The organism is Actinacidiphila oryziradicis (assembly GCF_005047355.1).
In the GTDB taxonomy this organism is placed as follows: domain Bacteria; phylum Actinomycetota; class Actinomycetes; order Streptomycetales; family Streptomycetaceae; genus Actinacidiphila; species Actinacidiphila oryziradicis.
In genome coordinates, this window is record NZ_SUMC01000029.1 from 40,846 (window position 1) to 66,034 (window position 25,189).

A 25,189-nucleotide genomic window follows, 5' to 3' on the forward strand; every position below is an offset into this window, starting at 1 on the left:
GGGGCGGTTCAGCCGAAGCGCTGCCACAGCTTGGGGAAACGTTCGGCGACGGTCTCGGCGTTCTCGAAGTCGACAAAGGGACCGTCCGGCTCCGGTGGCGAGTCGGGGAGGCCGAGATCCGGCAGCTGGATCCCGGTCAGCCGCTCGTACGCCTCGTCCGCCGCGTAACCGAGATCCTCGGCGTCCCCGTCCGTCTCCGCGTTGAAGTCCGGGACGAGGGCCGTCAGCTCATCGGGATCGTGGAGGGCACCCTCGAACACATGCCGGCCGCGGCCGATCAGCCAGCAGCGGAAGAAATCGAACGCGTCGTCACTGGCGCCCCCGAGCATGATGTCGGCGGCGGCCCAGACGTCCCACCGGTAGGCGCGGTTGAACCGGGTCTCGAAATGCCGCGCGAAATCGGCGACCGAGTCCGGATCGAGCTGGGTCAGCCGGTCCACGAGCAGGTCCGCGTGCTCCTCCGGATCGCCGCCGGCCGCTTCGCGCGTGCTGTCGACGATCTCCCAGAACTCCGTCTCGTCCATCACGGCTCCAGCATCGGGCTTGCCGCCCCCGCCCGCACGCGGGGCGGCCCAGATGCGCCCGTGTCGTTACGTGCCTGACGCACGGGACACGACGGCGCCCTGGGGCGGGCGCGCGTGTCCGGTGTGCGCCGGGCAGGAGCGCCGTGCAACTACTGACCGGGACGGGCCCGTCGTGCTGTATACCAGCGACACCGACGACATGGACCGCTTCTGCGCCGAGCCCGCGCGTCCCAAGGAGGAGCGGGTCCGTATCATCCGGGTCTGACCGGCATCGGCACCGCTCAGCCTCCGGCGGGGAGGGGCGTACCGGCTAAGAGGCCGCGCGAATAGGTGGGGCGGCGTCGCGTGCCGAGCTGTGACATCAGCCGACTCCGTCGGCGGGGTCGCAGACGGCGGCCAGCTGCGGCAGCAGGGCGGGGGTGGGCGGCTCCTGCCACCAGCCGGGGGCGTCGAGGTGGAAGCGCTGGGCGGCGGTGGCGGGGTCGTCACTGAGCTCGGGGAGGAGGGCGGCCGAGACTTTCAGCCGGGCCGCGGGTCCGGCGTCGGCGAGGCCCATGGCGCGCAGGTCATCCGGCACACCGGAGAGGAAAAGGGCCTCGGCCTCGTCCCGTCCGAGGCCGGTGAGACGGGTGCGGTAGCCGCCGATGAGCCGGTAGCCGCCGACACGGCCGTGCTCGGCGTAGACGGGGATACCGGCCTCGGACAACGCCAGGACGTCGCGGCCGACGGTGCGCTCGGAGACCTCGAGGGTCTCCGCGAGCTCGGCAGCGGTCATCGAGCCGCGGGACTGGAGCAGTAGGAGGAGATGGATGAGCCGGGCCGCACGCATGAGGTCATGGTGTCAGGCCGCGGTGTCACCGCCCCAGTCGATGCCGTTCTCGTGGAGCCAGCGGTACTCCTCGGGGGCGAGCCCGGCAGCGTATACCGGGGGCTGTGGCACGGGTGGTACGGGGGCGGGCTGTGATTCGGGCCGGCCGCCGGTGTGGGCGACGGTCTCGTCGCCGCGCACCAGCACGATCACGTCGTAGCGCGGCGGCCACTGCAGCAGGATCCGGCGCTCGCAGAGCGGGCAGAGCCACTCCTCGGTGCCGAGGGGCGTCATCGTGACCAGCCGCATCTCATGGGTCTGATGGGTCTCACTCATCACTTACTCCGTTCAGGAGGGTGGGGGAGGGGCCGGGCCGGCACGTGACGACGGCGTCGCCCGCCCGGCCCCTCCGGTCCGTCCCAGGTGCCGCCCGCGACTCCGTCAGCCGCTGAGGGCGCAACCCGCCAGGGCGTTGAGACCGGTGGGAGCGGTCGCGCCCTGGCGGGAGAATGCGAGGTTGATCCGGTCGACAGTCGAGGAGGGCTTGTCCTTGAGCGGCCCGCGGATCGCGTTGTTGACGAAGTTGGGGCCGCCCTGGCCGACAGTGCCGGCCAGCCGGTTGTTCGCCTCGGTGATCTGGGTGTCCAGCAGGGCGAGATTGCGGGTGACCTCGGCCTGGGACTGGGCCGGAACCGCAGGCAGGGCGCCGTTCACGGAAGGGCAGCTGACCGTGGGGGCGGCGGCCTTGGCGGTGGACTGGCCGGCGTAGGCGGCCCCGAGCACCACAACATCCGACAGCACAGTGCCGCCTACCGCGCCCACGATCATGACACGTCGGCGGTGGAAGGCCGGAAGGGCACGCGACATTCTGAACTCCTCATTGCACAACGCACTTGCGCGGACTCTGTTCTTCCGTCACACCCATCGGCCCCTCAAAACGGGCGTGCGGAAGGTATCGCGCCCTCAAGTACGGCAGGCGCTCTCAGGGTGTTCAAAGCAGTCCGTGACAATTCTGAGATTTTTCGGCGGAGAAGCACGAGACGGCCGCGCCCCCATCCGGAACTCCGGGCGGGGGCGCGGCCGTCTCGTGCTGCGAATGCCTTACAGACCGAGGTCGCCCTCGAACTCGCCTGCCTCCAGGCGGGCCTTGATGGTGCTCAGGAAGCGGGCGGCGTCGGCGCCGTCCACGATGCGGTGGTCGTAGGACAGCGCCAGGTAGACGATGTCCCGGATGCCGATGACCGTGCCCTCCGGCGTCTCGATGACCGCCGGGCGCTTCACGGTGGCCCCGACACCCAGCATGCCGACCTGCGGCTGGTTGAGGATCGGGGTGTCGAAGAGCGCGCCGCGCGAACCGGTGTTGGTCACCGTGAAGGTGCCGCCCGCCAGCTCGTCCGGCTTGAGGCCGCCGTCGCGGGTGCGGGCGGCGAGGTCGGCGGTCTTCTTCGCGATACCGGCGATGTTGAGGTCGCCGGCGTCATGGATGACCGGGACGAAGAGACCCTTCTCGGTGTCCACGGCGATGCCGATGTTCTCGACGTCGTGGTACGTGATGCTGTCGTCGGGGTTCACCCGGGCGTTGACGATCGGGTGGACCTTGAGCGCCTCGGTCGCGGCCTTGATGAAGAACGGCAGCGGGGAGAGCTTGACGCCCTCGCGCTGCAGGAAGCCGGCCTTGGCCGTCTCACGCAGCTTGAGGACGCGGGTGACATCCACCTCGACGACCGTGGTGAGCTGCGCCGAGACCTTCAGCGACTCGACCATGTGCTTGGCGATGGCCTTACGGACCCGGGTCATCGGGACCGTCTGACCGCGCAGCGGCGACGGAACCACCGGGGCGGCGGCGGCCTTCGGGGCGGCGGCGGCCTTGGCTGCCTTGGCGGCCTCGGCGGCGGCCTTGGCGGCGGTGATGACGTCCTGCTTACGGATCCGGCCACCGACCCCGGTGCCGTTGACCGTGGCCAGGTTGACGCCGTTCTCGGCGGCGAGCTTACGGACCAGCGGGGTCACATAAGCACCGTCGTCACTCGTGGCGGCCGGAGCCGGAGCCGTGGCGGCCGGAGCCGGTGCGGCCACGGGCGCCGGGGCGGGAGCCACCGGAGCCGGAGCCGGTGCCGGCGCGGGAGCGGGAGCGGCCACCGGCGCGGGCGCCGGGGCAGCGGCCGGGGCGGGAGCAGGAGCCGGCGCGGCGGCAGCGGGGGCCGGAGCGGCCGGGGCCGGGGGAGCGGCGGGGGCGGCACCGGCGGCGGCGATGATGGCGAGCTTGGCGCCGACCTCGGCGGTCTCGTCCTCGGCGATGAGGATCTCCAGCAGGATGCCGGAGGCAGGGGCGGGGATCTCGGTATCGACCTTGTCCGTCGACACCTCCAGCAGCGGCTCGTCGGCGTCCACGCTCTCGCCGACCGACTTCAGCCAGCGGGTGACGGTGCCCTCGGTCACCGACTCGCCCAGCGCGGGCAGCAGCACCGGGGTGCCCTGGGCGCCACCGGTCGGGGCTGCGGCAGTCACAGCGGCCGGAGCCGGGGCGGGGGCGGGGGCCGCGGCGACCGGGGCCGGAGCGGCCTGGGGGGCCGGTGCCGGGGCGGCGACCGGCTCGGCGGCCGGGGCCGGGGCGGCAGCGGGCGCGCCGTGGCCGTCGTCGATGATCGCCAGCTCGGCGCCGACCTCGACCGTCTCGTCCTCGGCGACCTTGATGGAGGCCAGGATCCCGGAGACCGGCGCGGGGATCTCGGTGTCGACCTTGTCGGTCGAGACCTCGAGCAGCGGCTCGTCGGCCTCGACGTGCTCACCTTCGGCCTTGAGCCAGCGGGTGACGGTGCCCTCGGACACGCTCTCGCCGAGCGCCGGCAGGGTTACGGAAACCGCCATGGTTGCGGTAGCTCCTAACGATCTGTGCGGATGGGGTGAGTGTCCGGTGACTAGTCGTGCGAGTGCAGCGGCTTGCCGGCCAGTGCGAGGTGGGCCTCGCCCAGGGCCTCGCTCTGCGTCGGGTGCGCGTGGATGAGCTGCGCGACCTCCGCCGGCAGCGCCTCCCAGTTGTAGATGAGCTGAGCCTCGCCGACCTGCTCACCCATCCGGTCACCGACCAGATGGACGCCGACCACGGCGCCGTCCCGGACCTGGACGAGCTTGATCTCGCCCGCGGTCTTCAGGATCTTGCTCTTGCCATTGCCGGCCAGGTTGTACTTCAGGGTGACGACCTTGTCGGCACCGTACAGCTCCTTGGCCTTCGCCTCGGTGATGCCTACGGAGGCGACCTCGGGGTGGCAGTAAGTGACGCGCGGCACACCGTCGTAGTCGATCGGCACGATCTTCAGGCCGGCCAGCCGCTCCGCTACCAGGATGCCCTCGGCGAAGCCGACGTGCGCGAGCTGGAGGGTCGGGATGAGGTCACCGACGGCCGAGATGGTGGGCACATTGGTCTGCAGGTACTCGTCGACCAGGACATAGCCGCGGTCGAGGGCGACCCCGGCCTCCTCGTAGCCCAGGCCCTGCGAGACCGGACCGCGGCCCACGGCGACGAGCAGCAGCTCCGCCTCGAAGGTCTTGCCGTTCTCCAGGGAGACCCGCACTCCGTCGGCGGTGTACTCCACGCCGGAGAAGCGGGAGCCGAGGGAGAAGTTGATGCCGCGCTTGCGGAAGGCGCGCTCCAGCAGCTTGGAGCTGTTCTCGTCCTCCACCGGGACGAGATGCGGCAGCGCCTCGACGATCGTCACATCGGTGCCGAAGGACTTCCATGCGGAGGCGAACTCCACGCCGATCACACCGCCGCCCAGCACGACCGCGGACTTGGGCACGCGGTCCAGCACCAGGGCGTGGTCCGAGGAGATCACCCGGTCGCCGTCGATGGCCAGCCCCGGCAGCGACTTCGGCACCGAGCCGGTCGCCAGCAGGATGTGCCGGCCGGTGTAACGCTGGCCGTTGACATCCACGCTGGTCGGGGAGGAAAGCCGGCCCTCGCCGGCCACGTAAGTGACCTTGCGGGAGGCGACAAGCCCCTGCAGGCCCTTGTACAGCCCCGCGACCACCTCGTCCTTGTACTTGTGGACGCCCGCGATGTCGATGCCCTCAAAAGTGGCCTTCACACCGAACTGGGCGCTCTCGCGCGCCTGGTCCGCGATCTCACCGGCGTGCAGCAGAGCCTTTGTGGGGATGCAGCCGTTGTGCAGGCAAGTGCCGCCCAGCTTGTTCTTCTCGATCAGGGCGACGTCCAGACCGAGCTGCGCCGCCCGCAGGGCGGCGGCGTAACCGCCGCTACCGCCGCCGAGGATCACTAGGTCGAAAACGGTGCTGGCGTCGTTCGCCACGTCACGTCCTCCATGCATGGGTACGCCGGAGCCGGTCTGCCGTGACCGGGCGGCGGCTTAAAAGTTCGGCCGCTTCGTTTTTTAAACAGGGCCCTATCGTGCCGAGACAACATCCTCGCACTTGTTGCCAGTGGACGAGGCACCGGGCCGTGCTGTGAGACGTAAGAGACGTGCCCGGTATTCCCTACTCACCGGTAAGGCCCCGGGCGCCTGGCCCGGGGCCTTACCTACTCACCGGTAAGGCCCCGGGCGCCTGGCCCGGGGCCTTACGGGAACACTCACAAGAACGTGACCGGGCTTACACCAGGCCGCCCTCCGCCGTCTTCTCCGCCAGCCGTACGAGGGTGCGCACCGCCGAGCCCGTACCACCCTTCGGGGTGTAGCCGTACGGCGCGCCCTCGTGGAAGGCCGGGCCCGCGATGTCGAGGTGGGCCCAGGTGATGCCCTCGCCGACGAACTCCTTCAGGAAGAGCCCGGCCACCAGGCCGCCGCCCATCCGCTCGCCCATGTTCGCGATGTCGGCGGTCGGCGAGTCCATGCCCTTGCGCAGCTCCGCCGGCAGCGGCATCGGCCAGGACTGCTCGCCGGCCTCCGTCGCGGTCTCGTGGATGGCGGTACGGAAGGCGTCGTCGTTCGCCATGATCCCGAAGGTGCGGTTGCCGAGCGCCAGCACCATGGCGCCGGTCAGAGTCGCCACGTCGATGATCGCGTCCGGCTTCTCCTCACTGGCGCGGGTCAGCGCGTCGGCGAGGACGAGACGGCCCTCGGCATCGGTGTTCAGCACCTCGACGGTCTTGCCGCTGTACATCTTCAGCACATCGCCGGGCCGGGTCGCCCGGCCCCCCGGCATGTTCTCGGCGAGCGCCAGCCAGCCGGTCACATTGACCGGCAGAGCCAGCTTGGCCGACGCCACCACGGCCGCGAAGACCGCTGCCGCGCCGCTCATGTCGCACTTCATCGTCTCGTTGTGGCCGGCCGGCTTCAGCGAGATGCCGCCCGAGTCGTAGGTGATGCCCTTCCCGACGAACGCGAGGCTCTTCTTCGCCTTCGGGTTCAGATACGACACCTTCACCAGCCGCGGCGGGTTGGCCGAACCCTGGCCGACGCCCAGGATGCCGCCGTAGCCGCCCTTGGCCAGTGCCTTCTCGTCCAGCACCTCGACCTTCAGGCCGTACTCCTCGGCCGCCGCCTGCACCTGGGCCGCGAACGACTTCGGGTGCAGGTCGTTGGGCGGCATGTTGATCAGGTCACGCGCCCGGTTGACCTCGGCCGCCACGGCCGTCGCCCGCTCCGCCGCCGCCTTGTACGCCTTGTCGCGCGGCTTCGCCCCGGTCAGCGCCACCTCGGCCAGCGGCGCCTTGCCGCTCCCGTTCTCCTGGTAGACGGTGAACGCGTACGCGCCCAACAGCGCGCCCTCCGCGATCGCCTGCGCTGCGGCCACGTCCGCGACCGGCAGTGCGAACGCGGCCTTCTTCGTCCCGCTCAGGGCCCGCGCCGCCGCTCCCGCCGCCCTGCGCAGCGCCTCCGCGCCGAAGCCCTCACCGTCGGCGGGCGTGTCCCCGAGGCCAACCGCCAGTACCAGGGGGGCCTTCACGCCCTCCGGCGACAGCACCTTCGTCACCTCGCCGTCCCCTCCCGAGGCGCCGAGTGTTTCCAGGGTCGCGGCCAGTTTGCCGCCGAACGCCTCGTCAACCGCCTCCGCGCCCGGCGCCACTTCGAGGCCCTTGGCGCCCTTGGCAACGCCGATCACGATGGCATCCGCGCGTAGTGCGGCGGCGGAGGAAGTGCTGAGAGTCAGTGCAGTCACGGTGATGGGGGTCCTGTTCGGTCGGTCGGTGGGTCGAGGTCCGGGTGCGCCTTGGTGGTTTTCGGCCGATGGGTGGGCCGGCCGCGCCCGCCGCCATCGTATGTGGCGGCATTTGCCCCTGTGGGACCTGGTCCACACCTAACGCTGCGCCGGGCGGGAGCGGGATCGCGGCCCTGGGGGCCAGGCCGGTTCCCCCGCGCCGGAGGCGCGGGGGAATCCCGCGTGCCCGTTGCCCGGCGACGTACCGCCACCAAGGGCCCCGCACGCCGGGCGGTCACGCCACCGCACCGGGACTGACCGGCGCCGCGACAGAGCCGTGGGCATCCCGGTGTCCAAGGGCCGGCCCCGCCTCGCCCCCGAGCCACCCACCAGCGCGGCAGCTTGCGGCACCGAGCATCGGGCGGGCAGCCGAAGACACCTCCGACCCGAGCGGGAGCCGTGGCGGTATCGTTCGCCCGGTGACCGGCCTGAATATTGATGACTTCGGCTCCCTCGTGGAGCGTCCGGACGCCGGCGTACGCCGGGACTCCCACGACCGCTGGCAGCGGGTGGTCCGCCCCGCCGGAGCGCTCGGCAAGCTCGGCGAGCTTGCCGACTGGCTGGCCTCGGTCCAGGGGCAGGTCCCCGCACGCCCGGTCTCCCGGCCCAAGGCACTGCTGTTCGCGGCCGACCACGGCGTGGCGGCGCTCAATGTGAGCGCCCGCCCCGCCGGGACCGCCGTGGACCTGGTCCGCAGGGTCCTGGAGGGCGGCTCGGCGGTGAATGTGCTGGCCCGCCAGTACGGGGCGCAGATCCGGGTGGTGGATGTCGGGCTGGCGGTGGACCCGGAGGACCTGGCGAAGAACCCGCTGCCGCCGGAGGTCACGGCGCACCATGTGCGCGACGGTTCCGGCCGGATCGACATCGAGGACGCGCTCACCGCCGAAGAGGCCGAGCAGGCATTCCGTACCGGGATGACGATCGCGGACGAGGAGGCCGACTCCGGCACCGACCTCGTGCTGCTGGGCGACCTGAGCGTCGGCGGCACGACCGCCGCGGGCGTGCTGATCGCGGCGCTGTGCGGCACGGACGCTTCCGTGGTGACGGGTCGGGGCTCCGGCATCGACGACCTCGCCTGGATGCGCAAGTGCTCGGCGATCCGCGACGCGCTGCGCCGTGCGCGCCCGGTGCTGGGCGACCAGTTGCAGCTGCTGGCCGCCACCGGCGGAGCCGATCTCGCCGCGCTGACCGGCTTCCTGCTGCAGGCGGGCGTACGCAAACTCCCGGTCGTCCTCGACGGCGTTGTGACCGCGGCGGCGGCCCTGGTCGCCCAGCGTGTCGCCTTCCGGGCCCCGGACTGGTGGCAGGCAGGCCAGGCGGGCGGCGAGCCGGGCCAGGCGAAAGCGCTGGACCGGCTCTCTCTGGACCCGCTGCTCGACCAGGGCGTGACCCTGGGCGAGGGCACGGGCGCGCTGCTGGCGCTGCCGTTGCTCCAGGCGGCGGCGGCACTCTCCGCAGAGCTGCCGGAGCAGCCGGAGGCGACGGAGGTTACCGAGCAGCCGGAGGCACCGGAGCAGCCGGAAATCCCGTAGCGCCCCCGGCTGCGTCGGCCCCTGTCGCGGCGCCCGGCACGCCCCGGCGCGCAGGGTCCGCGGCATCCCGGCAAGGGGGCATCCGCCGTAAGATCCACTTATGGGAATGGTCCGCACGGCAGTGGCTGCGAATTTCGCCGTCTGGTATCTCCGCCTGGTCGGTTTCCTCAACCTCCTCGGCGCTGTGTGGTTGTCCTTCGGCAACAGCATCCGGCGCCACAACGCCAACGATTTCTTCACCCCGTACCTGCTCACCGCAGGATTCACCTCGGGCCTGTTCGCGCTGTTCCTCGCCATCACCATGCGACGCAGAAAGCGCGCGGCCTGGATCCTGAACCTGGTGGTGTGCGGACTGTTCCTGCTGGTCTTCGCGGCGGCGATGGTGCCCGCCGACACCCGCAGCCACCCGCAGAACTGGATCGCCTTCTTACTGACCGCCGGGTTCTTCACGGCGCTGCTGGCCGGCCGCCGCGAGTTCCGTGCCAAGGGCGACCGCGCCAACCCGAAGCTCGCCGCGGCGGTTGCCGTCGGGGGCGTGGCCTTCGGCGGACTGCTCGCCGCGGCGCTGGTCACGGTCACCAACACCAGCAAGGGCTCGACGTTCGGCGAGCGCTTCGCCTATGCGCTGCTGCGGGTGGTGTCACTGGCCGGCAGCGACAACGACTTCATCGGGATCACGCCCCCCGGGTGGGTGAACGTCACCATCAACGTCATGAGCGCGCTGCTGTTCCTGCTGGTCCTGTACGCGGCCTTCCGCTCACCGCGCGGCCGTGCGCTGCTTCCGCAGGACGAGGCGAGGCTGCGCGAGCTCCTCGGCCGCTACGGCGACCGCGACTCACTCGGCTACTTCGCGCTGCGCCGCGACAAGAGCGTGGTCTGGTCCCCGTCGGGGAAGTCCGCCGTCGCCTATCGCGTCGTGGGGGGTGTGTCGATCGCCTCCGGCGACCCCATCGGCGATCTCGAGGCGTGGCCCGGGGCGATCGAGGCCTGGCTGGCGGAGACCCGTGAACACGCCTGGATCCCGGCCGTGATGGGCGCGAGCGAGGAGGGCGGCACGGTCTACGCGCGGCACGGCCTGGACGCGCTGGAGCTCGGCGACGAGGCGATCGTCGACACCGGCGAATTCACCCTCGAGGGCCGCGCGATGCGCACCGTCCGGCAGGCATGCAACCGGGTCAAGCGGGCCGGGTACACCATCCGGATCCGCCGCCACGAGGACATCTCCGAGGCGGAGATGGAGGAGCTGATCGGGCGCGCCGACCAGTGGCGCTACGGCGTGACCGAACGCGGCTTCTCCATGGCGCTCGGTAGGCTCGGCGATCCGGCGGACGGGCGGTGCATGATGGTGGAGTGCTACGACGCTGAGGGCGCGCCCCGCGCACTGCTCAGCTTTGTGCCATGGGGCCCGGAAGGTCTCTCCCTGGACCTGATGCGCCGTGACCGGGACTCGGACAACGGCCTGATCGAGTACATGATCATCAATCTGATCGAACGCGCCGACCAGATCGGGATCACGCAGGTCTCGCTGAACTTCGCGGCCTTCCGCTCGGTCTTCGAGCGCGGCTCACGGCTCGGCGCGGGCCCGGTGCTGCGCCTGTGGCGCTCGCTGCTCACCTTCTTCTCCCGCTGGTGGCAGCTGGAATCCCTCTACCGCGCCAACGCCAAGTACCGGCCCATCTGGGAACCTCGGTACCTCCTCTTCGCCAAGAACAGCGAACTGCCCCGCGTCGGCCTCGCCAGTGCCCGTGCGGAGGGCTTCCTGGTCGCGCCCCGGCTGTCCTCGCTGTTGCGCCGCCGGTGAGCGGCTTCAGCAAGCGCGTCGGGGATTTTCTCCGCGCCGAGTGGGGCGGGGTGATCCTGGACGTGTGGGACGGCCTGGGCCTGGCCGACCAGAAGCCGCGCGTGACACCCAAGGCGATACTCCAATTCATCCACACCATCCCGCTGACGCTCACCGCCCTCGCGCTCACCGCCGGCTTCCAGGCGGTGCAACAGCAGTCCTGGGGCGCGGGGTTCGTGTCCGACATCGGAGTCGTCCGGTCGACGCTGCCCTTCTGGCAGGCGCTGCTGCGTACACCGCTGTCGCTCTTCGTACCCGCGCTCGACCTGCCGGTGTGGGGCGCGCTCCTCCAACTGGTGGTCGTCTTCGGCATCGCCGAGGTAACGGTCGGCCGGCTGCGCACGCTCGCGGTGGCGTATGCGGCGACGCTGGCGGGCACTTCGTACGCGCGCTACGCGCTCGCCGTCGGCCCGCACGGGTTCCTGAGCCTGCCCACGGACGTCGTCACCGGCCGGGACACCGGTCCGTCTGCGGCGGTGGCCGCTGTGGCGATGTATGTGGCGCTGCGCTACCGGGCCTGGCTCACGGCGTCGGCGGTGGCCGTCTTCGTCGTGGGGGAGGCCGTCCTCTTTCCCAATCTCGCCGGGTACGAGCACTGCGCGGGGCTCGCGGCGGCGCTGATCATGTGCTGGGCCGAGCGTCGGGCCGAAGCCCGTCACCGGTCGGGCGCGCCGCCCAGCAGGTCCTGAAGGCGGCGCCGCGGCTCCGCCCAGCGGGCGTCATGCCGTGCCGCCCGCCGGGCCGCGCGCCGTCTGGTGCGCGGCCGGCGGCGGTAGAGCCGCTCCGCCCAGATGGAGCCGGGCCGGGCCAGCCGGACGGCCCCGAACAGCGCCACGAACGGCACCAGGACGCCCAGCACCGCCAGCCGCGCCTTGCCCTTCATGAGGGCGATCAGCGAGAACAGCAGGTTGATCACCACGGTCAAGGTCGCCGAGACGCGGTCCTGCAGCTCGGCGCTGTCCAGTGAGTTCACCCCGAACGGGAGGAAGCCGAGCAGCAGCATCCCGCCGAGCGACGCGGTGAGCACCACCGCCTCCACGCTCTTCCGGCCGCGCTCGCTCCAGTACACGTCGTGCAGGTAGAGCACCAGCGCGAACTCGTCCAGCACCAGCCCCGCACCGATCCCGAAGAGCACCGCCGAGATCCCGGCCGCCCAGCCGGAAGTCCCGCTGGACACCGCGCCGAAGCCGCCGACGACCATGAGCACGATGCCCGGCACGACATGATGGATGTGCGTCCCGCCCGCGCCGATGTTCCGGAACGGCCCGCGCCCGGCCCGGATCAGCCGGGTGATCGTCCGGGTGACCAGGAACGACACCACGAACGACGCCAGCGCCAGCAGCAGCGGAAGCTTCCCCGGCTCGATGATGTTGCGGTACCACCAGTGCCCCATAGCGGGTAATCTACGGTCATAGGCCGCCCGGTACCCTGCACGCCATGATCACAGCGCTGCGCTTCTCCTTCGGCACTCTCACCGCCCTCCCGGTGCGGGTCACCCGCTGGGACCGCACCGCGGCGCGTGGCGGCATGCTCGCGGCGCCGCTCGTCGGGCTGGTCGTCGGCCTGCTCGCGGCCGGGCTCGGCGCACTCATACTCGTCCTCGACGGCAGCGCGCTGCTGGCCGCCGTCGCCACCGTCGCCGTCCCCGCCGCCCTCACCCGCGGCCTCCATCTCGACGGCCTCGCCGACACCGCCGACGGCCTCGGCAGCGGCAAGCCCGCCGAGGACGCGCTGCGCATCATGAAGCAGTCCGACATCGGACCCTTCGGTGTCCTCACCCTGCTCTTCGCCCTGCTGGCCCAGATCGCCGCCCTCTCCCAGCTCTACGCCACCGGCTGGGCGCACGGCGCCGTCGCCGCGACCGTCGCCGCTGTCGTGGCCCGTACGGCCATGACCCTCGCCTGCCGCCACGGCGTCCCGGCCGCTCGCCCCGACGGCCTCGGCGCCGCCGTCGCGGGGGTGCTCGGCCTGCGTACCGCCTGGGCTGCCGCCGCCGTGACCGTCCTGGCCTGCGCCGCCGCGGGCCTCCATGCCGCCCTCGCCGCCGTGGCCGCCCTCGTCTGCGCCGAGCTGCTGCTCCGCCGCTGCCGCGCCCGTTTCGGCGGCGTCACCGGCGATGTCTTCGGTGCCCTGAGCGAGTTGGCCGCCACGGCGGCGCTGGTGGTCCTGGCACTCGGATGAGGGCGGGGCAGGGCGGAAAAAAATACGGCCCGTGATCCGTCCCTCGAACTCTCCGGGCGCGTCGCCGACGGCACCGTGATCGCCGAGGGGCGGGGGCCGGCTCGGATCGCCGCGGCGCTCTCCCATGTCGAGGCGGGCCGCCAGGCGGCCGGCACCGCCCGGCCCCATGAAACCGTCGTCTTCACCCGCCTCCACATCGATGCCGACCCGGGCCGGGTACGCGCCGCCACGGCACCTGTCATTGCCGCATACACCGCCTGGCTCGGCATCCCGGCCGAGGAGGTGTTCCTGGCGGCCGGGTCGGCTACGGCTGCCGCGGGCCGTGTGCGGGAGCTTCAGCGGGGTGGGGCCGACACCGTGGTCCTGCGGCCGGTGGGCGAGGATCCGGTGGGCCAGGTCCGCACGGTCCTCGCGGCGCTCGGCCGCTAGGCGGTGCCCCGGCGCCTGCGGCGCACCGAAGCACTGGCCTGGAGGGACCTTCCGGAGACCGCCATCCGCAAGATCCTCGGCGGCAATGTCCTCGACCTGTTCCGCAAGGAGCTGGGCCGCCCCGCGTGAGAGTTCTCACCGCTGCGGGAGCAGGTCTCCGGGCCGGGACGGCAATCGGTGCAGGTGGCGGCCAGCGGCGGTCATGTCGTGGAGGAGCCGGTAGCCGGAGGGGGCGGTGAGGACGCCGGCGGTGACGGCGGTGCGGACGATGTCCATCGTCTGGCGGGCGGTGATGCCCCGGCGGACGGCGTACTCGAAGGCGTCGCGGTCGTCGGTGACCCAGCAGGATCCGTGGAACTCGTCCCACTGTTCGATGATGTGGCAGGTCTGGGCCTCGCCGAGGTGTTGCAGCGGACGGGAGTGGTCACCGCCGAAGACGGCGCGCCGGATCGATTCGACGCGCCGTACATCGGCGGGGCGGGAGATCTCGACGGGCTCGCCGAGCCAGCCGCCGGGGGCGACGCGCCGGAGGTCCGGCAGATAGCGGGCCGACCGGTGGGCCTCCAGCGCGACGGCCTCGGTCCACCGGCCCCGGCTGTCCAGGGCCTTCTCCAGGACGTCGAGCCGGTGTACGGCGGCGAAATTGCACAGCACTGTGTTGTCCGGAAACCACCAGGCGCTCACGGGGTGAAAACAGGCTCCCCCGTGATGGCGTCACTGGGCTCCGGGAGGGCTGTCGGATCCAGCAGGGACCGCAGTTCGTCCACGCCGGAGCCGAGCAGCGCTGCCAGCGGGCGCAGGGTGGACCTGCCCGCCCTGTAGGCCGCGAAGAGGCCGCTGACCAGGCGTACGGGGGGCACTTCGGCGCCTGAGGCGGCGGACTGGGCGACGTAGGCGTCCATCGCGCCGGCCACTTCGTGGCAGCCGGCGGTGGTGTGCCGGCGCAGCCGGTCGCGGGCCGCGCCGTCGATGAGGCCGAGGGCGTACAGGCGTGCGGCCATGGCGCTGGGGGAGACCCGGTGGCGGACGACGAGGGCGGCGAAGGAGGGTGTGTCGAGCTGCGCGGGGAGGCCGGGCGGCAGGTCTGCCCGTAGGCCGTCCTCGGGCATGAGGAGGGCGGCGGCGAAGGCGTTGGCACGGATCTCGGTGGGCTCCGCCGCCAGCCCGGGGGCCATGGCGGCCTCTACGAGGAGGTCCTGCGCGTCGGAGGCCAGGACATGGCCGAGTTCGTGGACGAGGGTGAACCGCTGGCGCGTCCAGACCGGATGAGTGCCGAGAATGACGAGGCGGCAGGAATCCGTCTGCCAGGTGAGTCCCTCCAGCCCGGCCGGCAGCCGGGTGACCGCGACATCGACCCCGAACACCTGGGCGCAGGCGGCGGTCAGGCCGCTCAGGTCCAACTCCCTCAGGGGCGGCACCCCGGCGGCGCGAAGCCGGTCGCGGGCTGTTTCCGCCAGGCGGGCGCCCTGCTCGTGGGGGCTGCCCTCCGGCCGGGCCGCCGGAAGAGCGGGGAGCTCCGGAGCGTGGTCGAGCAGGCTCAGTACGTCGTAGGCCGTGGTGAAGCGGCCCGCGAGCTCTTCGAGCGCCCGCTCGTCGAGCGGGGGAGAGGACGGGGAGGGTGCCACGGCACGCGCGGCCAGTGCCGGTCGGGCGGGGGTGTGGCCGGTCAGCAGCCAGTCGACGGTGACAGCACCGGCCTCGGCGACGAGGGCCAGTTCGAGGGAGGTGAAGCGGCGAGCACCGCTGAGCGATTTCGACAGCTTGTCGCCGGTGATCCCGATCCGCTCGGCGAACGCGGCCCGGCTCGGCGCGACGCGGTCGATGACCTCGCGCACGCGGTCCAGGGTGGTCTGCTCAGTCCTCGCCATGTCACCAACGTACGACCGTGTTGCGAAAATCGCAACCCTACCCCCGGAGAGCGAGGGCCTGCCCGGCGACGACAAGCAGCACGTGTTCGGACTCATCGGCGATCGCCGCGTTGAGGCGCCCGAGCTCGTCCCGGAAGCGGCGCCCGGAAGCGGTGCCGGGGACGACGCCGGACCCGACCTCGTTGCTGACGGCCACCACGACCCGCCGCCGCGTCCCGCGCCAGGCGGCGGCCAGTTCGGCGATGCGGTCGTGGAGTTCGCGCCTGGCGCCGTTGGCCCAGACATCGTCGTTCCAGGCGCCGACGGCGTCCATGGCGTTGGTGAGCCAGAGCGAGAGGCAGTCGATGAGCAGCGGGGGACCGTCCGCGTCGGCGAGCAGCGGCAGGAGGTCGCAGGTCTCGACGGTCCGCCAGGACGACGGCCGCCGCTCCCGGTGCAGGGAGACCCGCTGGGCCCATTCGGCATCCCCGCCGCGGGTCCCGCCGGTGGCGGCGTAGAGGACGTCCGGGAACCCGGCGAGCCGCCGCTCCGCCTCGGCGGACTTGCCGGACCGGGCGCCGCCGAGGACGAGGGTGCGCCGGGGCACGTCCGGCACCTCGGGGCAGTCGCCGACGACGAGCGACGTGCCGTCGGGCACGGCCCGCGCGCCCAGCGCGGCCAGCCGCCGCCGCAGCTCGGCGCCGGGGGGAACGGCGTGGCCGATGTGGACGGCGACCACGTCCGTCGTGCCGTCCACGGATCCGGCCGCGCGGAGCCGGGCGAGGGCGTCGGGCCGGCCGACGGCGTCGAGCAGCACCAGGTCGTACCGGCCGGAGGACGGCCCTGAGGCGCCGGGGGAGCACCCCGGGGGGAGGTAGAGCAGCCGCCGGCCGTCCGGCGAGGTGACCTCGTACGCCGTGCCGGGGGCATCGACGGCCAGCGCCCGCACCCGGTGCCCGGTCAGGAGAGCGAGCTCCTCGCCGTCGGGCACCCGGGCGGGAGCGGGCAGCCCGGCGGGGATCTCGACGGCCGGACCGTCGTGCGGGTGCGACAGCAGGACCTGTCGTACACCGCTGAGCGAATGCCCGGAACGGGCCGCGGCGAAGGCCGGCCCGGGGGTGAGGTCGAGCAGTAGCGCTCCGTCCACGAGGATCGCCGTGGCGGCGCGCGCCTGGTCGCCGACGGCGTACGCGCAGGCCGCGCAGGGGCAGTCGGGGAGCGGCAGGCCCTCGGGGCCGCCGGTGCCGAGCAGAGTGAGTTCCACCTCACGATCGTCTCGCGTCCGCGCACGTCGGGCTCGCCGGGTCCACTGTGCGGATACGCTGCCGGGCAGGGCACTTCCAGTTGCGAGGAGATGGATATGGCGTGGACGTGGCGGTTCGAGAAGGCCGACGGAACCGAGGTTTCGCCCGCGGTCGAGCCCGAGGAGTTCACGACGCAGGGGGACGCCGAGTCGTGGCTCGGTGAGATCTGGAAGGAACTGGTCCAGGGCGGCGCGGACCAGGTCCTGCTCTTCGACGACGGGACGAAGATCTACGGTCCGATGAGCCTGCACGCCGAGGAGGAGCAGCAGCCGTAGGCGTGGCGGAGGGCGCCCGGCGGAGGGCGCCCCCACCCACTCCTCGGCCGGGGTTCGGACCCGCGCCGGGTTCGGACCCGCGCGGGGTATCGGACCCGCGCCGGTTCACAGCTTGCCGAGGGCGACGGTGACGGTCGCCGTCTTCCCGTCACGTTCATAGGTGACCTTCACCTTGTTACCGGGGGTATAGGCCACCAGCGCCTCGGACAGCGACTGAATCGTGGTGACAGCGGTGGTGCCCACCTTGGTGATGATGTCGCCCGCCCGCAGCCCGGCCTTGTCGGCGGGGCCCCCGGGCACCACCGAGACGATGGCGACCCCGGCCGGCTCGAAGTCGGCGTTGAGTACGGTGCGCCCGACGATGCCCAGCGCCGCCCGCCCCGATTCCGTGACTTTCCCGTTCTTGATGATCTGGTTGGCGACACGGGTGACCGTCGACGCCGGGATCGCGAAGCCGATGCCCGCCGCCGCGCTGTTCCCGAGGTCCGGGTCGGTCGCCGCCAGCGTCGGGATGCCGATCACCTCCCCGCTGAGGTTCACCAGTGCACCGCCGCTGTTCCCGGGGTTGATCGGCGCGGATGTCTGCACCATGTTCGCGATCGTGGCCCCTGTGCCGCCGCCGCTCTGCCCCTCGCTCACGGTGCGGCCCACGGCCGACACGATCCCCTGAGTGACGCTCCCGGACAGCCCCAGCGGGCTGCCCATGGCCAGGGTGATCTGGCCGACCTCGACCTTCGAGGAGTCGCCGAATTTCGCGGCCCTCAGGCCCTTCAGCGGATTGTTCAGCTTGATGACAGCGAGATCCTGGGCGGGGTAGCTGGACAGCAGCGTCGCCTTGAGGACCTTGTCGTTGTTGGGCAGCGTCACCTCGAAGTCGGTCGAGCTGCCGACGACATGCGCGTTGGTGACGATGTCGCCCTTGTCGTCGTACACGATCCCCGAGCCCAGTGCCGAGCCCGTGGTGATCTGTACCACGGACGGCAGGACATTCTTCACGACCCGCTGGTACTCCTGCTCCAGCTGATCGGTCGACGCCGACGCCGACGCGGAGGGTGACCGCGACGCCGTGTTCCCCGGGCCGGAGGGATTGCACCCGGCGGCCAGCAGCGCTGCCGCGCAGGCCGCCACGAGGAGCTTCGTACGCGCAACAGATTTGCTCATGTCGGAATTGTCGCGTTTGTGGCGCTTAAATGCAGAGGATCGCGCGCCCGCCGCCGCTCGTGTCGGGCCGGGTTTACCGGGGCGGCCCAGGCGGGGAGGCCCGGACGCCGCAGAAGTGCAGCAGTGCCGCCACCGCGCGGTACGGATCCGTACGCCCCGCCAGCTCCTCCGCGGCGAACAGCTGCTCCCGCTCGGCGGGATCGTCCGGCAGGGGCGCGTCATCAGGCGCCGCGTCGCTGAGCACCCGTACGCCGTACCAGGTGTGCAGGGGCACGCCGATCCCGGTGAGAGTCGCGGTCAGGGCATCGCGGCGGTCGGCGCGGACGGTGAGGCCGAGCCGGTTGGTGTACGTGTCCGAGCCGAAGGCGTCCAATGCGGTGCCCCACTCGCCGAGCAGGCCGGGGCGCATGGCGAGGGCGTCGGCGTTCCGTACCAGGAGGGAGAGGAGGCCGCCCGGCGCGAGGACGCGGGCGAGCGCCGCGAGTACGGGATCGGGCTCGGGGATGTACATCAGTACGCCGTGGCAGAGCACGACGTCGAAAGAGCCCGGTCCGAAGTGCCGCCCGGTCTCGCGGCCGTCACCGTCGATGAGGGTGACCCGGTCGCGGATGCCCTCCGGCTCGGCCTCCAGCGCCGCCCGCAGCGCGTCCCGCATGGCCGGTTCGGGTTCCAGGCCGGTCACCAGATGCCCGGCGCGCGCCAGCCGCAGGGCCTGGGTGCCCTGGCCGGGGCCGACGTCGAGCACGCGCAACCGCCGCCCGACGGCGAACCGGGTGCTGATCTGCTCGTCGAGCTGGCGGGCGACCAGTTCCTGCCGGACTGCGTTCCGTATGCCGCCCAGACCGCGCAGCCAGTTCTCGGCGCCTCCGGTGAACCCGGCGGTGCCGCCGCTCAGAGTTTCGTGCCGCGCGGGACCTGCGGCTTCGGCAGCCGGAGACGGCGCATCTGGAGGGTGCGCATGAGGGCGTACGCGGTCGCGCCACGGGCGTCCTTGCCCTCGAAACGCTCGCGCAGCTGCCGCTTGAGCAGGAAGGCGGTGACTGCCGAGTCGACCACGATGAGCACGATCACTACCAGCCACAGCAGTAGCGACAGGTTCTTGAGCGCGGCGTTCGGCACCATGCTCAGTACGAGGATCACCACCGCGAGCGGCAGGAAGAACTCGGCGACCCGGAACCGCGAGTCGACATAATTCCGTACGAATTTGCGTACCGGACCCCGGTCGCGGGCCGGGAGATAGCGCTCATCACCGCCGGCCAGCGCCTCCCGCTGCTTGGCCAGCTCGGCCCGGCGGGCCTCCCGGGCCTGCTTGGTCGCGCCCTTGCGGTCACCGGGGGCGACCACGGCGGTACGGCGCCGGATCTGCGCATCGCTGCGCTTGGGCGTGGGGCGACCCTTGGGAGCCTGCGGGTCGCGGGGCTGGTCCTCTACCACCGTGGTGGTAGAGGAGCGCTCATCTGAGGAACGACGTCGGAACACAAGTCCAAGGGTACGTGTCCCGAGCATCGCCTCCCAGCCTCCGGCTGTTCATCGCGCCGGAGGTCACCCAACTGTGATCCTTCGCGAGGACGCTGCGAAGACGGCGCGAAGAGGCTTCTCGCTTCGCCATCCGTCACGGATTACATCCACCTCCAGGCTGAGGCCATGTCCGCTGCGTATACCTACGATGGAACCAAGGCCCGTACTGTGGGGTCTGTAGAGGTGCTGGCGAGCTGATTTCCGAGAAGGGGGCGCGCGAGGCCCATGAGCGGTGTTATGAAGCGGATGGGGTTGATCTTCCGCGCGAAGGCCAACAAGGCGCTGGACCGGGCCGAGGATCCGCGCGAGACCCTGGACTACTCGTACCAGAAGCAGCTGGAGCTGCTCCAGAAGGTACGCCGGGGTGTCGCGGACGTGGCCACGTCGCGGAAGCGCCTGGAGTTGCAGCTGGGTCAGTTGCAGCAGCAGCAGACGAAGTACGAGGACCAGGGCCGCAAGGCGCTGGCACTGGGCCGGGAGGACCTGGCGCGCGAGGCGCTGTCCCGCCGCGCCGCGCTGCAACAACAGCAGAGCGACCTGGAGACGCAGCACCAGACCCTCCAGGGCGAGGAGGAGAAGCTCACCCTCGCGGCCCAGCGGCTGCAGGCCAAGGTGGACGCCTTCCGTACGAAGAAGGAGACCATCAAGGCGACCTACAGCGCGGCCAAGGCGCAGACCCAGATCGGCGAGGCCTTCTCCGGCATCTCCGAGGAGATGGGCGACGTGGGCATGGCGATCCAGCGAGCCGAGGACAAGACCGAGCAGCTCAGGGCACGCGCGGGCGCGCTCGACGAGCTGCTGGCCTCCGGTGCGCTCGACGATCCGACCGGTATCGCCAAGGACGACATCCAGGCCGAGCTGGACCGGCTGTCCGGTGGCTCCGACGTCGAGCTGGAGCTCCAGCGGATGAAGGCCGAACTGGCGGGCGGCAGTGCCCCGAAGCAGGCTATTGAGGGCGGCGCCCCTGCCGAGCAGGACAAACCCCGGCTCGACAAGAGCTAAGGCACCCGAGGAGGGCGTCATGATCGTACGGATCATGGGGGAGGGGCAGGTAAGGCTGGACGACAGCCACCTCACCGAACTGAACAGACTCGACAGCGAGCTCCTCGCCGAATTGGACAAAGGTGACGCGGCCGCCTTCCGCGCCACCCTCGTCAGCCTCCTCGACGCCGTCCGCGGGCTCGGCGAACCGCTCCCGGACGACTTCCTGGAGCCGTCCGACCTGATCCTCCCGTCCCCGGACGCCACCCTTGAACAGGTCCGGGCGATGCTCCGTGACGACGGACTCATCCCCGGCTGACGGGGCCAGCCCGTACCGTTACCTGACGTGAACTGCTTTCCCCGCTCCTGCCACTGGCTGCGGGCCCATCCCGGCGTGTGTGACGCCGGGCTGGCCGCCGTCGTCCTGGGCGCCGTCCTTGGCAGCATGTGCGCAGGCCCGCACGCCCACAGCTACCACACCGGGCCCGTGGCCGCCGCTCTCGCGGTTCTCGCCTGCGCCTGCCTGGTACTGCGCCGCAGCCGGCCGCTCACCGTACTGGCCATCACCTGCGCGGCCACTGTCGCCGATGTCGTCGCGGAGGGCGGCCACGGCCGGGGAACGGTCGGCACGAGCGTCATCGTCGCGCTCTTCACCGTCGCCGCCCGTACCGACCGGTCCACCACATGGCGGGTCGGTGCACTCACCTGCGCCGGGCTCACCGTCGTCACCGTGCTCTTCGGCGCCCGCCCCTGGTACAGCGGCGACAACTTCGCCATGTTCGCCTGGACCGGCCTGGCCGCCGCCGCGGGGGACTCCGTCCGCAGCCGCCGCGCCTATGTCACCGCCATCGAGGAGCGCGCCGAGCGTGCGGAGCGCACCCGGGAGGAGGAGGCCAAGCGCCGCGTCACCGAGGAGCGGATGCGCATCGCCCGCGAGCTCCACGATGTGGTCGCCCACCACATCGCCCTGGTCAACGTCCAGGCGGGCGTCGCCGCCCACGTCATGGACACCCGCCCGGACCAGGCCAAACAGGCCCTCGCCCATGTGCGCGAGGCCAGCCGGTCGGCGCTGGACGAACTCCGCGCCACAGTGGGACTGCTCCGCCAGTCCGGCGATCCGGAGGCCCCCATGGAACCGGCCCCGGGGCTGGGGGTCCTCGACCAGCTGATCGACGGCTTCCGGCGCGCGGGGCTCCCCGTACGGGTCGCGGTCACCGGATCCGGGCCGGTTCCGGGCGGAGCCGTCGGTCCGGGCGGGGCGGCCCCGGCGTGCCGCCCGGGAGGCGGCCCCGGGGACACCGCCGTACCGGACGCCGGGCCGCTGCCCGCGGGCGTCGACCTCACGGCGTACCGGGTGATCCAGGAGTCACTGACCAATGTGCACAAGCACGCCGGCTCCGGCGCCCGCGCCGAGGTGCGGATCGCGCGCGGCCGCGACGCCGTGGAGGTCACCGTCCTCGACGACGGCCGCGGCGCACCCGCCGGAGGCCCGGTAGGCCATGGCCTCATCGGCATGCGCGAGCGCACCGCCGCCCTCGGCGGCACCTGCGAGGCCGGCCCCGGTCCCGACGGCGGCTTCCGAGTCCACGCCCGCCTGCCGCTCGGAGCATCCATCGTGCCCGTACCGGCCGCAAGGGAGGCGGGATGACCATCAGAGTGCTCCTCGCCGACGACCAGGCACTGCTGCGCGGGGCCTTCCGCGTACTGGTCGAGTCCGAACCGGACATGGAGGTCGTCGGCGAGGCCGCCGACGGAGCCGAGGCCATCGCACTCGCCCGTTCCGCGCGGGCCGACGTCGTGCTGATGGACATCCGCATGCCCGGCACGGACGGGCTGGCCGCGACCCGGGCGATCACCTCCGACGAGAATCTCGCCGGGGTCGTGGTGCTCGTCCTCACCACCTTCGAGGCCGACGAGTACGTGGTCCAGGCGCTGGGCGCGGGGGCATCCGGATTCCTCGGCAAGGGCGCCGAGCCCGCCGAACTCCTCGACGCCATAAGGACCGTCGCCGCAGGTGACGCCTTGCTCTCCCCGGCCGCGACCAAGAGCCTCATCGCCCGCTTCCTCGCTCAGGGCGGCGGCGCTCCGGAGCGCCCGGCGCCCCGCCTGGAGGTGCTCACGGCCCGCGAACGCGAGGTGCTCGCCGAGGTGGGGGCGGGGCTGCCGAACGACGAGATCGCCCAGCGGCTCGGGGTCAGCCCGCTCACCGTGAAGACCCATGTCAACCGCACGATGGCCAAGCTGGGCGCCCGCGACCGGGCCCAACTGGTCGTGGCGGCATACGAGTCGGGCCTGGTCCGTCCGGGCGCCGCGTCACAGAAACATGCCTGACGGAATGTAGGGGTTCGGCGGCCGCATGCCGCGCAGGCAGACATAGCCCGCGTTGGTCAGCTCAAGACCGGCCGCCAGCCCGACGTCCACCGCCCATTCCTGCTCGGCGGTCAGATTCCTCACCTCGGCCCCAGCGCCTTCCGGGGCGCTCAGCAGGGCCGCGGTCAGCAGCCGTTTGGCCAGCCGGCGCGAGGTCGCGGCCAGCAGGTGGACCCTGCCGTCGTTGGCAGCGTCGACATAGACGTATCCACTGCCCGCCAGGTCGTCGACGACAAGAAGCGCGTAGTGCCGCAGCAGTTCCTCGTGGTCGGGCCCGTGCGCGCCGCCGCGGGTGCGGCGGTCGACGGAGTCCATCATGTCCCGGTGCTTCGCGGAGCCCTCGTGCACGGCGCCGTCGGGCGCGGCGAGCCGGGCCTTGTCCACCGGACCCCGCAGCCGCATCGCGGGGTGCAGGGTGAAGCCCGCCTGCCGGTAGGCCGCCGCCGCCCGGGGGTCCCGCGAGCCGCAGATGATGCCGCGCAGGCAGGCCCGGCCGTGCAGCAGCGCCGCGGCCAGCAGTTCACGGCCGACGCCGCGCCCTTGGGCCTGCGGCAGCACCGCGAACAGCGCCAGTCCCCAGGTGCCCTCGCGACGGGTGGACAAGGCCGTGCCCACCGGCGTCCCCGCGTCGTCCAGGGCGAGCCAGCAGCCGCCGGGGTCGGTGCGGGCCAGATGCCGGTTGATGCTGCGGAAGCGGGCGATCCGCTCGGGCGGCTCCGGGGTGCCCGGGGCGCCGCCCAGCGCGTGGGGGGCGCCGAAAGCCGCGGCCGCGACGACCCCTACGGCTTCGGCGTCCTCTTCGGTGTCACGCAAAGGGCGCAGGATCATGGCCCTATCCTGCCCGCCCCGTCCCGACCGGTGGGGGGATCCTGCCGACTACGGCAGCGCGAGCATCCGCTCCAGGGCGAGTTTGGCGAAGTGCTCGGTCTCCTTGTCGACCTGGATGCGGTTGACGACCTTGCCGTCCGCCAGCGACTCCAGCGTCCAGACCAGATGCGGCAGGTCGATGCGGTTCATGGTCGAGCAGAAGCAGACGGTCTTGTCCAGGAAGACGATCTGCTTGTCCGGGTGGGCCTTGGCCAGCCGCCGTACGAGATTGAGCTCGGTGCCGATCGCCCACGCCGACCCGGCCGGGGCGGCGTCCAGCGCCTTGATGATGTACTCCGTGGAGCCGACCTGGTCGGCCGCCGCGACGACTTCATGCTTGCACTCGGGGTGCACCAGCACATTCACGCCGGGTATCCGGGCCCGTACGTCCTCGACCGAATCCAGCGAGAAGCGGCCGTGCACGGAGCAGTGGCCGCGCCAAAGGATCATCTTCGCGGCCCGCAGCTGCTCGGCCGTGAGCCCGCCGTTCGGCTTGTGCGGGTTGTAGAGGACGCAGTCGTCGGGCGAGAAGCCCAGGTCACGCACGGCGGTGTTGCGGCCGAGATGCTGGTCGGGGAGGAAGAGGACCTTGTTCTGCCGGGGCCCTCCCTCCGCGAAAGCCCATTCCAGGGCCCGCTTGGCATTGGAGGAGGTGCAGATCGTGCCGCCGTGGCGGCCGGTGAAGGCCTTGATGTCCGCCGAGGAGTTCATGTAGGAGACAGGGACGGTGACGTCGGCGACCCCCGCCTCGGTGAGCACGTCCCAGCACTCGGCGACCTGTTCGGCGGTGGCCATGTCGGCCATGGAGCAGCCCGCGGCGAGGTCGGGCAGGATCACCGCTTGTGCCTCGGAGGTGAGGATGTCCGCGGACTCGGCCATGAAGTGCACGCCGCAGAAGACGATGTACTCGGCCTCGGGCCGGCCGGCCGCGTCGCGCGCCAGCTTGAAGGAGTCGCCGGTGACATCGGCGAACTCGATGACCTCGTCGCGCTGGTAGTGGTGGCCGAGAATGAAGACCTTCTCCCCGAGCTTCGCCTTCGCGGTACGGGCCCGCTCGACCAGGTCCGGGTCGGAGGGCGCGGGGAGGTCGCCGGGACAGTTCACGCCGCGCTCGCTGCGGGGGTCGGCCTCGCGGCCGAGCAGGAGCAGGGCGAGCGGGGTGGGCTGCACATCGAGCGTTTCGGTGGTGGTCACGGGCTCGTAGCCCTTTCTTCTTGCGGCTCTTCTTGCGGCTGTGAGGGGCTCTTGTGGCCCTTGTTGACGCGGATACGGAGCAGACCCTTTTCGTCTACTTGACGCTATCTATCATAGACCGTTTGTGTCAGGCTGACGAGAGCCGATGTGTCACTGTGACGCATTACCTGGCACACGCGGGTGTGCGAGCATGGATTGACCGGAA

At 71.8% G+C, this 25,189-nt stretch carries 26 protein-coding genes and 1 pseudogene; 11 read left to right on the plus strand and 16 right to left on the minus strand.

What is annotated here, in order from left to right; all coding sequences use genetic code 11:
* Window positions 1-8: 8 nt before the first annotated feature.
* From FCI23_RS27035 to FCI23_RS27065, 7 genes and pseudogenes are all read right to left on the minus strand, one after another.
* Window positions 9-524 carry a DUF4240 domain-containing protein gene (locus tag FCI23_RS27035; protein WP_136726544.1) on the minus strand — a complete coding sequence of 172 codons (516 nt, stop codon included), beginning with the start codon at window positions 522-524 and terminating at the stop codon, window positions 9-11.
* 394 nt (window positions 525-918) lie between these two features.
* Window positions 919-1,353: pseudogene (locus FCI23_RS27040) on the minus strand (helix-turn-helix transcriptional regulator); the annotation flags it as partial.
* A 12-nt stretch (window positions 1,354-1,365) separates the two neighbouring features.
* Window positions 1,366-1,668 carry a hypothetical protein gene (locus FCI23_RS27045; RefSeq protein WP_136726545.1) on the minus strand — a complete coding sequence of 101 codons (303 nt, stop codon included), beginning with the start codon at window positions 1,666-1,668 and terminating at the stop codon, window positions 1,366-1,368.
* 105 nt (window positions 1,669-1,773) lie between these two features.
* Window positions 1,774-2,199, minus strand: a complete 426-nt coding sequence (locus FCI23_RS27050; protein ID WP_136726546.1) for a hypothetical protein — start codon at window positions 2,197-2,199, stop codon at window positions 1,774-1,776.
* Window positions 2,200-2,433: 234 nt separating this feature from the next.
* The gene (gene sucB, locus FCI23_RS27055; protein WP_136726547.1) at window positions 2,434-4,200 is read right to left on the minus strand and encodes a 2-oxoglutarate dehydrogenase, E2 component, dihydrolipoamide succinyltransferase; all 1,767 of its coding nucleotides are present in this window, start codon (window positions 4,198-4,200) and stop codon (window positions 2,434-2,436) included.
* A 50-nt stretch (window positions 4,201-4,250) separates the two neighbouring features.
* Window positions 4,251-5,639 carry a dihydrolipoyl dehydrogenase gene (gene lpdA / locus FCI23_RS27060; protein WP_136726548.1) on the minus strand — a complete coding sequence of 463 codons (1,389 nt, stop codon included), beginning with the start codon at window positions 5,637-5,639 and terminating at the stop codon, window positions 4,251-4,253.
* Window positions 5,640-5,937: 298 nt separating this feature from the next.
* Window positions 5,938-7,446: a leucyl aminopeptidase gene (locus FCI23_RS27065; RefSeq protein WP_136726549.1), complete on the minus strand. Its 1,509-nt coding sequence runs from the start codon at window positions 7,444-7,446 to the stop codon at window positions 5,938-5,940.
* A gap of 458 nt (window positions 7,447-7,904) precedes the next feature.
* Here FCI23_RS27065 and cobT point away from each other — a divergent pair, with 458 nt between their 5' ends.
* The 3 genes from cobT (at window position 7,905) to FCI23_RS56690 (ending at window position 11,546) form a co-directional block, all read left to right on the plus strand.
* Window positions 7,905-9,017, plus strand: a complete 1,113-nt coding sequence (cobT, locus tag FCI23_RS27070) for a nicotinate-nucleotide--dimethylbenzimidazole phosphoribosyltransferase (protein WP_136726550.1) — start codon at window positions 7,905-7,907, stop codon at window positions 9,015-9,017.
* A gap of 100 nt (window positions 9,018-9,117) precedes the next feature.
* On the plus strand, window positions 9,118-10,818 hold the full coding sequence (locus FCI23_RS27075; protein WP_136726551.1) for a phosphatidylglycerol lysyltransferase domain-containing protein: 1,701 nt from the start codon (window positions 9,118-9,120) through the stop codon (window positions 10,816-10,818).
* Window positions 10,815-11,546, plus strand: a complete 732-nt coding sequence (locus FCI23_RS56690) for a hypothetical protein (RefSeq protein WP_169316954.1) — start codon at window positions 10,815-10,817, stop codon at window positions 11,544-11,546. The genes FCI23_RS27075 and FCI23_RS56690 overlap by 4 nt, the downstream gene beginning before the upstream one ends.
* On the opposite strand, the gene FCI23_RS27085 is transcribed toward FCI23_RS56690, so the two are convergent.
* Complete coding sequence (locus FCI23_RS27085) at window positions 11,513-12,250, minus strand: hypothetical protein (RefSeq protein WP_136726552.1); 738 nt, start codon at window positions 12,248-12,250, stop codon at window positions 11,513-11,515. The genes FCI23_RS56690 and FCI23_RS27085 overlap by 34 nt on opposite strands.
* A 44-nt stretch (window positions 12,251-12,294) precedes the next feature.
* Here FCI23_RS27085 and cobS point away from each other — a divergent pair, with 44 nt between their 5' ends.
* The 3 genes from cobS to FCI23_RS62460 all read left to right on the plus strand — a co-directional run bounded on the left by cobS (window position 12,295) and on the right by FCI23_RS62460 (window position 13,596).
* Window positions 12,295-13,038 (plus strand): adenosylcobinamide-GDP ribazoletransferase, encoded by a 744-nt coding sequence (gene cobS / locus FCI23_RS27090; protein ID WP_136726553.1) that lies wholly within the window; start codon window positions 12,295-12,297, stop codon window positions 13,036-13,038.
* A 75-nt stretch (window positions 13,039-13,113) separates the two neighbouring features.
* The gene (locus tag FCI23_RS56695) at window positions 13,114-13,467 is read left to right on the plus strand and encodes a hypothetical protein (protein WP_169316955.1); all 354 of its coding nucleotides are present in this window, start codon (window positions 13,114-13,116) and stop codon (window positions 13,465-13,467) included.
* A 3-nt stretch (window positions 13,468-13,470) separates the two neighbouring features.
* The gene (locus tag FCI23_RS62460; RefSeq protein WP_265737772.1) at window positions 13,471-13,596 is read left to right on the plus strand and encodes a hypothetical protein; all 126 of its coding nucleotides are present in this window, start codon (window positions 13,471-13,473) and stop codon (window positions 13,594-13,596) included.
* Between the two features lie 6 nt (window positions 13,597-13,602).
* On the opposite strand, the gene FCI23_RS27095 is transcribed toward FCI23_RS62460, so the two are convergent.
* The 3 genes from FCI23_RS27095 to FCI23_RS27105 are packed head-to-tail and all read right to left on the minus strand — an operon-like array spanning window position 13,603 to window position 16,578.
* A complete protein-coding gene (locus tag FCI23_RS27095; protein WP_136726554.1) occupies window positions 13,603-14,151 on the minus strand; it encodes a hypothetical protein in 549 nt (182 codons plus the stop codon).
* Window positions 14,148-15,335 (minus strand): ImmA/IrrE family metallo-endopeptidase, encoded by a 1,188-nt coding sequence (locus tag FCI23_RS27100; protein ID WP_136726555.1) that lies wholly within the window; start codon window positions 15,333-15,335, stop codon window positions 14,148-14,150. The genes FCI23_RS27095 and FCI23_RS27100 overlap by 4 nt, the downstream gene beginning before the upstream one ends.
* A 37-nt stretch (window positions 15,336-15,372) precedes the next feature.
* On the minus strand, window positions 15,373-16,578 hold the full coding sequence (locus FCI23_RS27105; protein WP_136726556.1) for a bifunctional adenosylcobinamide kinase/adenosylcobinamide-phosphate guanylyltransferase: 1,206 nt from the start codon (window positions 16,576-16,578) through the stop codon (window positions 15,373-15,375).
* Window positions 16,579-16,674: 96 nt separating this feature from the next.
* Between FCI23_RS27105 and FCI23_RS27110 the strand changes: the two genes are divergently transcribed.
* Entirely contained in the window at window positions 16,675-16,893 is a 219-nt protein-coding gene (locus FCI23_RS27110) for a hypothetical protein (RefSeq protein ID WP_136726557.1), read from the plus strand.
* A 105-nt stretch (window positions 16,894-16,998) separates the two neighbouring features.
* On the opposite strand, the gene FCI23_RS27115 is transcribed toward FCI23_RS27110, so the two are convergent.
* The 3 genes from FCI23_RS27115 to FCI23_RS27125 form a co-directional block, all read right to left on the minus strand.
* On the minus strand, window positions 16,999-18,054 hold the full coding sequence (locus FCI23_RS27115) for a S1C family serine protease (RefSeq protein WP_136726558.1): 1,056 nt from the start codon (window positions 18,052-18,054) through the stop codon (window positions 16,999-17,001).
* A 73-nt stretch (window positions 18,055-18,127) separates the two neighbouring features.
* Window positions 18,128-18,895, minus strand: coding sequence for a class I SAM-dependent methyltransferase (locus FCI23_RS27120; protein WP_136726622.1), 768 nt, complete (start codon window positions 18,893-18,895; stop codon window positions 18,128-18,130).
* Window positions 18,896-18,945: 50 nt separating this feature from the next.
* The gene (locus FCI23_RS27125; protein ID WP_322973898.1) at window positions 18,946-19,533 is read right to left on the minus strand and encodes a DUF3043 domain-containing protein; all 588 of its coding nucleotides are present in this window, start codon (window positions 19,531-19,533) and stop codon (window positions 18,946-18,948) included.
* Between the two features lie 264 nt (window positions 19,534-19,797).
* On the opposite strand from FCI23_RS27125, the gene FCI23_RS27130 reads away from it, so the two are divergent.
* From FCI23_RS27130 to FCI23_RS27145, 4 genes are read left to right on the plus strand one after another with little or no spacing between them, the layout of a single operon-like run.
* Window positions 19,798-20,574 (plus strand): PspA/IM30 family protein, encoded by a 777-nt coding sequence (locus FCI23_RS27130; RefSeq protein ID WP_136726560.1) that lies wholly within the window; start codon window positions 19,798-19,800, stop codon window positions 20,572-20,574.
* 19 nt (window positions 20,575-20,593) lie between these two features.
* Window positions 20,594-20,872 (plus strand): PspA-associated protein PspAA, encoded by a 279-nt coding sequence (pspAA, locus tag FCI23_RS27135; protein ID WP_136726561.1) that lies wholly within the window; start codon window positions 20,594-20,596, stop codon window positions 20,870-20,872.
* 27 nt (window positions 20,873-20,899) lie between these two features.
* Window positions 20,900-22,201, plus strand: coding sequence for a sensor histidine kinase (locus FCI23_RS27140; protein WP_246144046.1), 1,302 nt, complete (start codon window positions 20,900-20,902; stop codon window positions 22,199-22,201).
* Window positions 22,198-22,884, plus strand: coding sequence for a response regulator (locus FCI23_RS27145; protein WP_136726562.1), 687 nt, complete (start codon window positions 22,198-22,200; stop codon window positions 22,882-22,884). Before FCI23_RS27140 ends, FCI23_RS27145 begins: the two co-directional genes overlap by 4 nt.
* On the opposite strand, the gene FCI23_RS27150 is transcribed toward FCI23_RS27145, so the two are convergent.
* Both FCI23_RS27150 and nadA read right to left on the minus strand, forming a co-directional pair.
* Window positions 22,867-23,751 carry a GNAT family N-acetyltransferase gene (locus FCI23_RS27150; RefSeq protein WP_136726563.1) on the minus strand — a complete coding sequence of 295 codons (885 nt, stop codon included), beginning with the start codon at window positions 23,749-23,751 and terminating at the stop codon, window positions 22,867-22,869. The two genes, FCI23_RS27145 and FCI23_RS27150, sit on opposite strands and share 18 nt — an antisense overlap.
* A 48-nt stretch (window positions 23,752-23,799) precedes the next feature.
* Window positions 23,800-24,984, minus strand: a complete 1,185-nt coding sequence (gene nadA / locus FCI23_RS27155) for a quinolinate synthase NadA (protein ID WP_136726564.1) — start codon at window positions 24,982-24,984, stop codon at window positions 23,800-23,802.
* Between the last annotated feature and the right edge of the window lie 205 nt (window positions 24,985-25,189).

Excerpts from the sequence above, each read along its gene's own strand:
- FCI23_RS27130 (WP_136726560.1), top strand. The coding sequence starts at position 19,798 with ATGAGCGGTGTTATGAAGCGGATGGGGTTGATCTTCCGCGCGAAGGCC.
- FCI23_RS27045 (WP_136726545.1), bottom strand. The coding sequence starts at position 1,668 with ATGAGTGAGACCCATCAGACCCATGAGATGCGGCTGGTCACGATGACG.
- cobS (WP_136726553.1), top strand. The coding sequence starts at position 12,295 with ATGATCACAGCGCTGCGCTTCTCCTTCGGCACTCTCACCGCCCTCCCG.
- FCI23_RS27035 (WP_136726544.1), bottom strand. The coding sequence starts at position 524 with ATGGACGAGACGGAGTTCTGGGAGATCGTCGACAGCACGCGCGAAGCG.
- FCI23_RS27145 (WP_136726562.1), top strand. The coding sequence starts at position 22,198 with ATGACCATCAGAGTGCTCCTCGCCGACGACCAGGCACTGCTGCGCGGG.
- FCI23_RS27150 (WP_136726563.1), bottom strand. The coding sequence starts at position 23,751 with ATGATCCTGCGCCCTTTGCGTGACACCGAAGAGGACGCCGAAGCCGTA.
- pspAA (WP_136726561.1), top strand. The coding sequence starts at position 20,594 with ATGATCGTACGGATCATGGGGGAGGGGCAGGTAAGGCTGGACGACAGC.
- FCI23_RS27115 (WP_136726558.1), bottom strand. The coding sequence starts at position 18,054 with ATGAGCAAATCTGTTGCGCGTACGAAGCTCCTCGTGGCGGCCTGCGCG.
- FCI23_RS27075 (WP_136726551.1), top strand. The coding sequence starts at position 9,118 with ATGGGAATGGTCCGCACGGCAGTGGCTGCGAATTTCGCCGTCTGGTAT.
- FCI23_RS27050 (WP_136726546.1), bottom strand. The coding sequence starts at position 2,199 with ATGTCGCGTGCCCTTCCGGCCTTCCACCGCCGACGTGTCATGATCGTG.
- FCI23_RS27100 (WP_136726555.1), bottom strand. The coding sequence starts at position 15,335 with ATGGCGAGGACTGAGCAGACCACCCTGGACCGCGTGCGCGAGGTCATC.
- sucB (WP_136726547.1), bottom strand. The coding sequence starts at position 4,200 with ATGGCGGTTTCCGTAACCCTGCCGGCGCTCGGCGAGAGCGTGTCCGAG.
- FCI23_RS27085 (WP_136726552.1), bottom strand. The coding sequence starts at position 12,250 with ATGGGGCACTGGTGGTACCGCAACATCATCGAGCCGGGGAAGCTTCCG.
- FCI23_RS27110 (WP_136726557.1), top strand. The coding sequence starts at position 16,675 with ATGGCGTGGACGTGGCGGTTCGAGAAGGCCGACGGAACCGAGGTTTCG.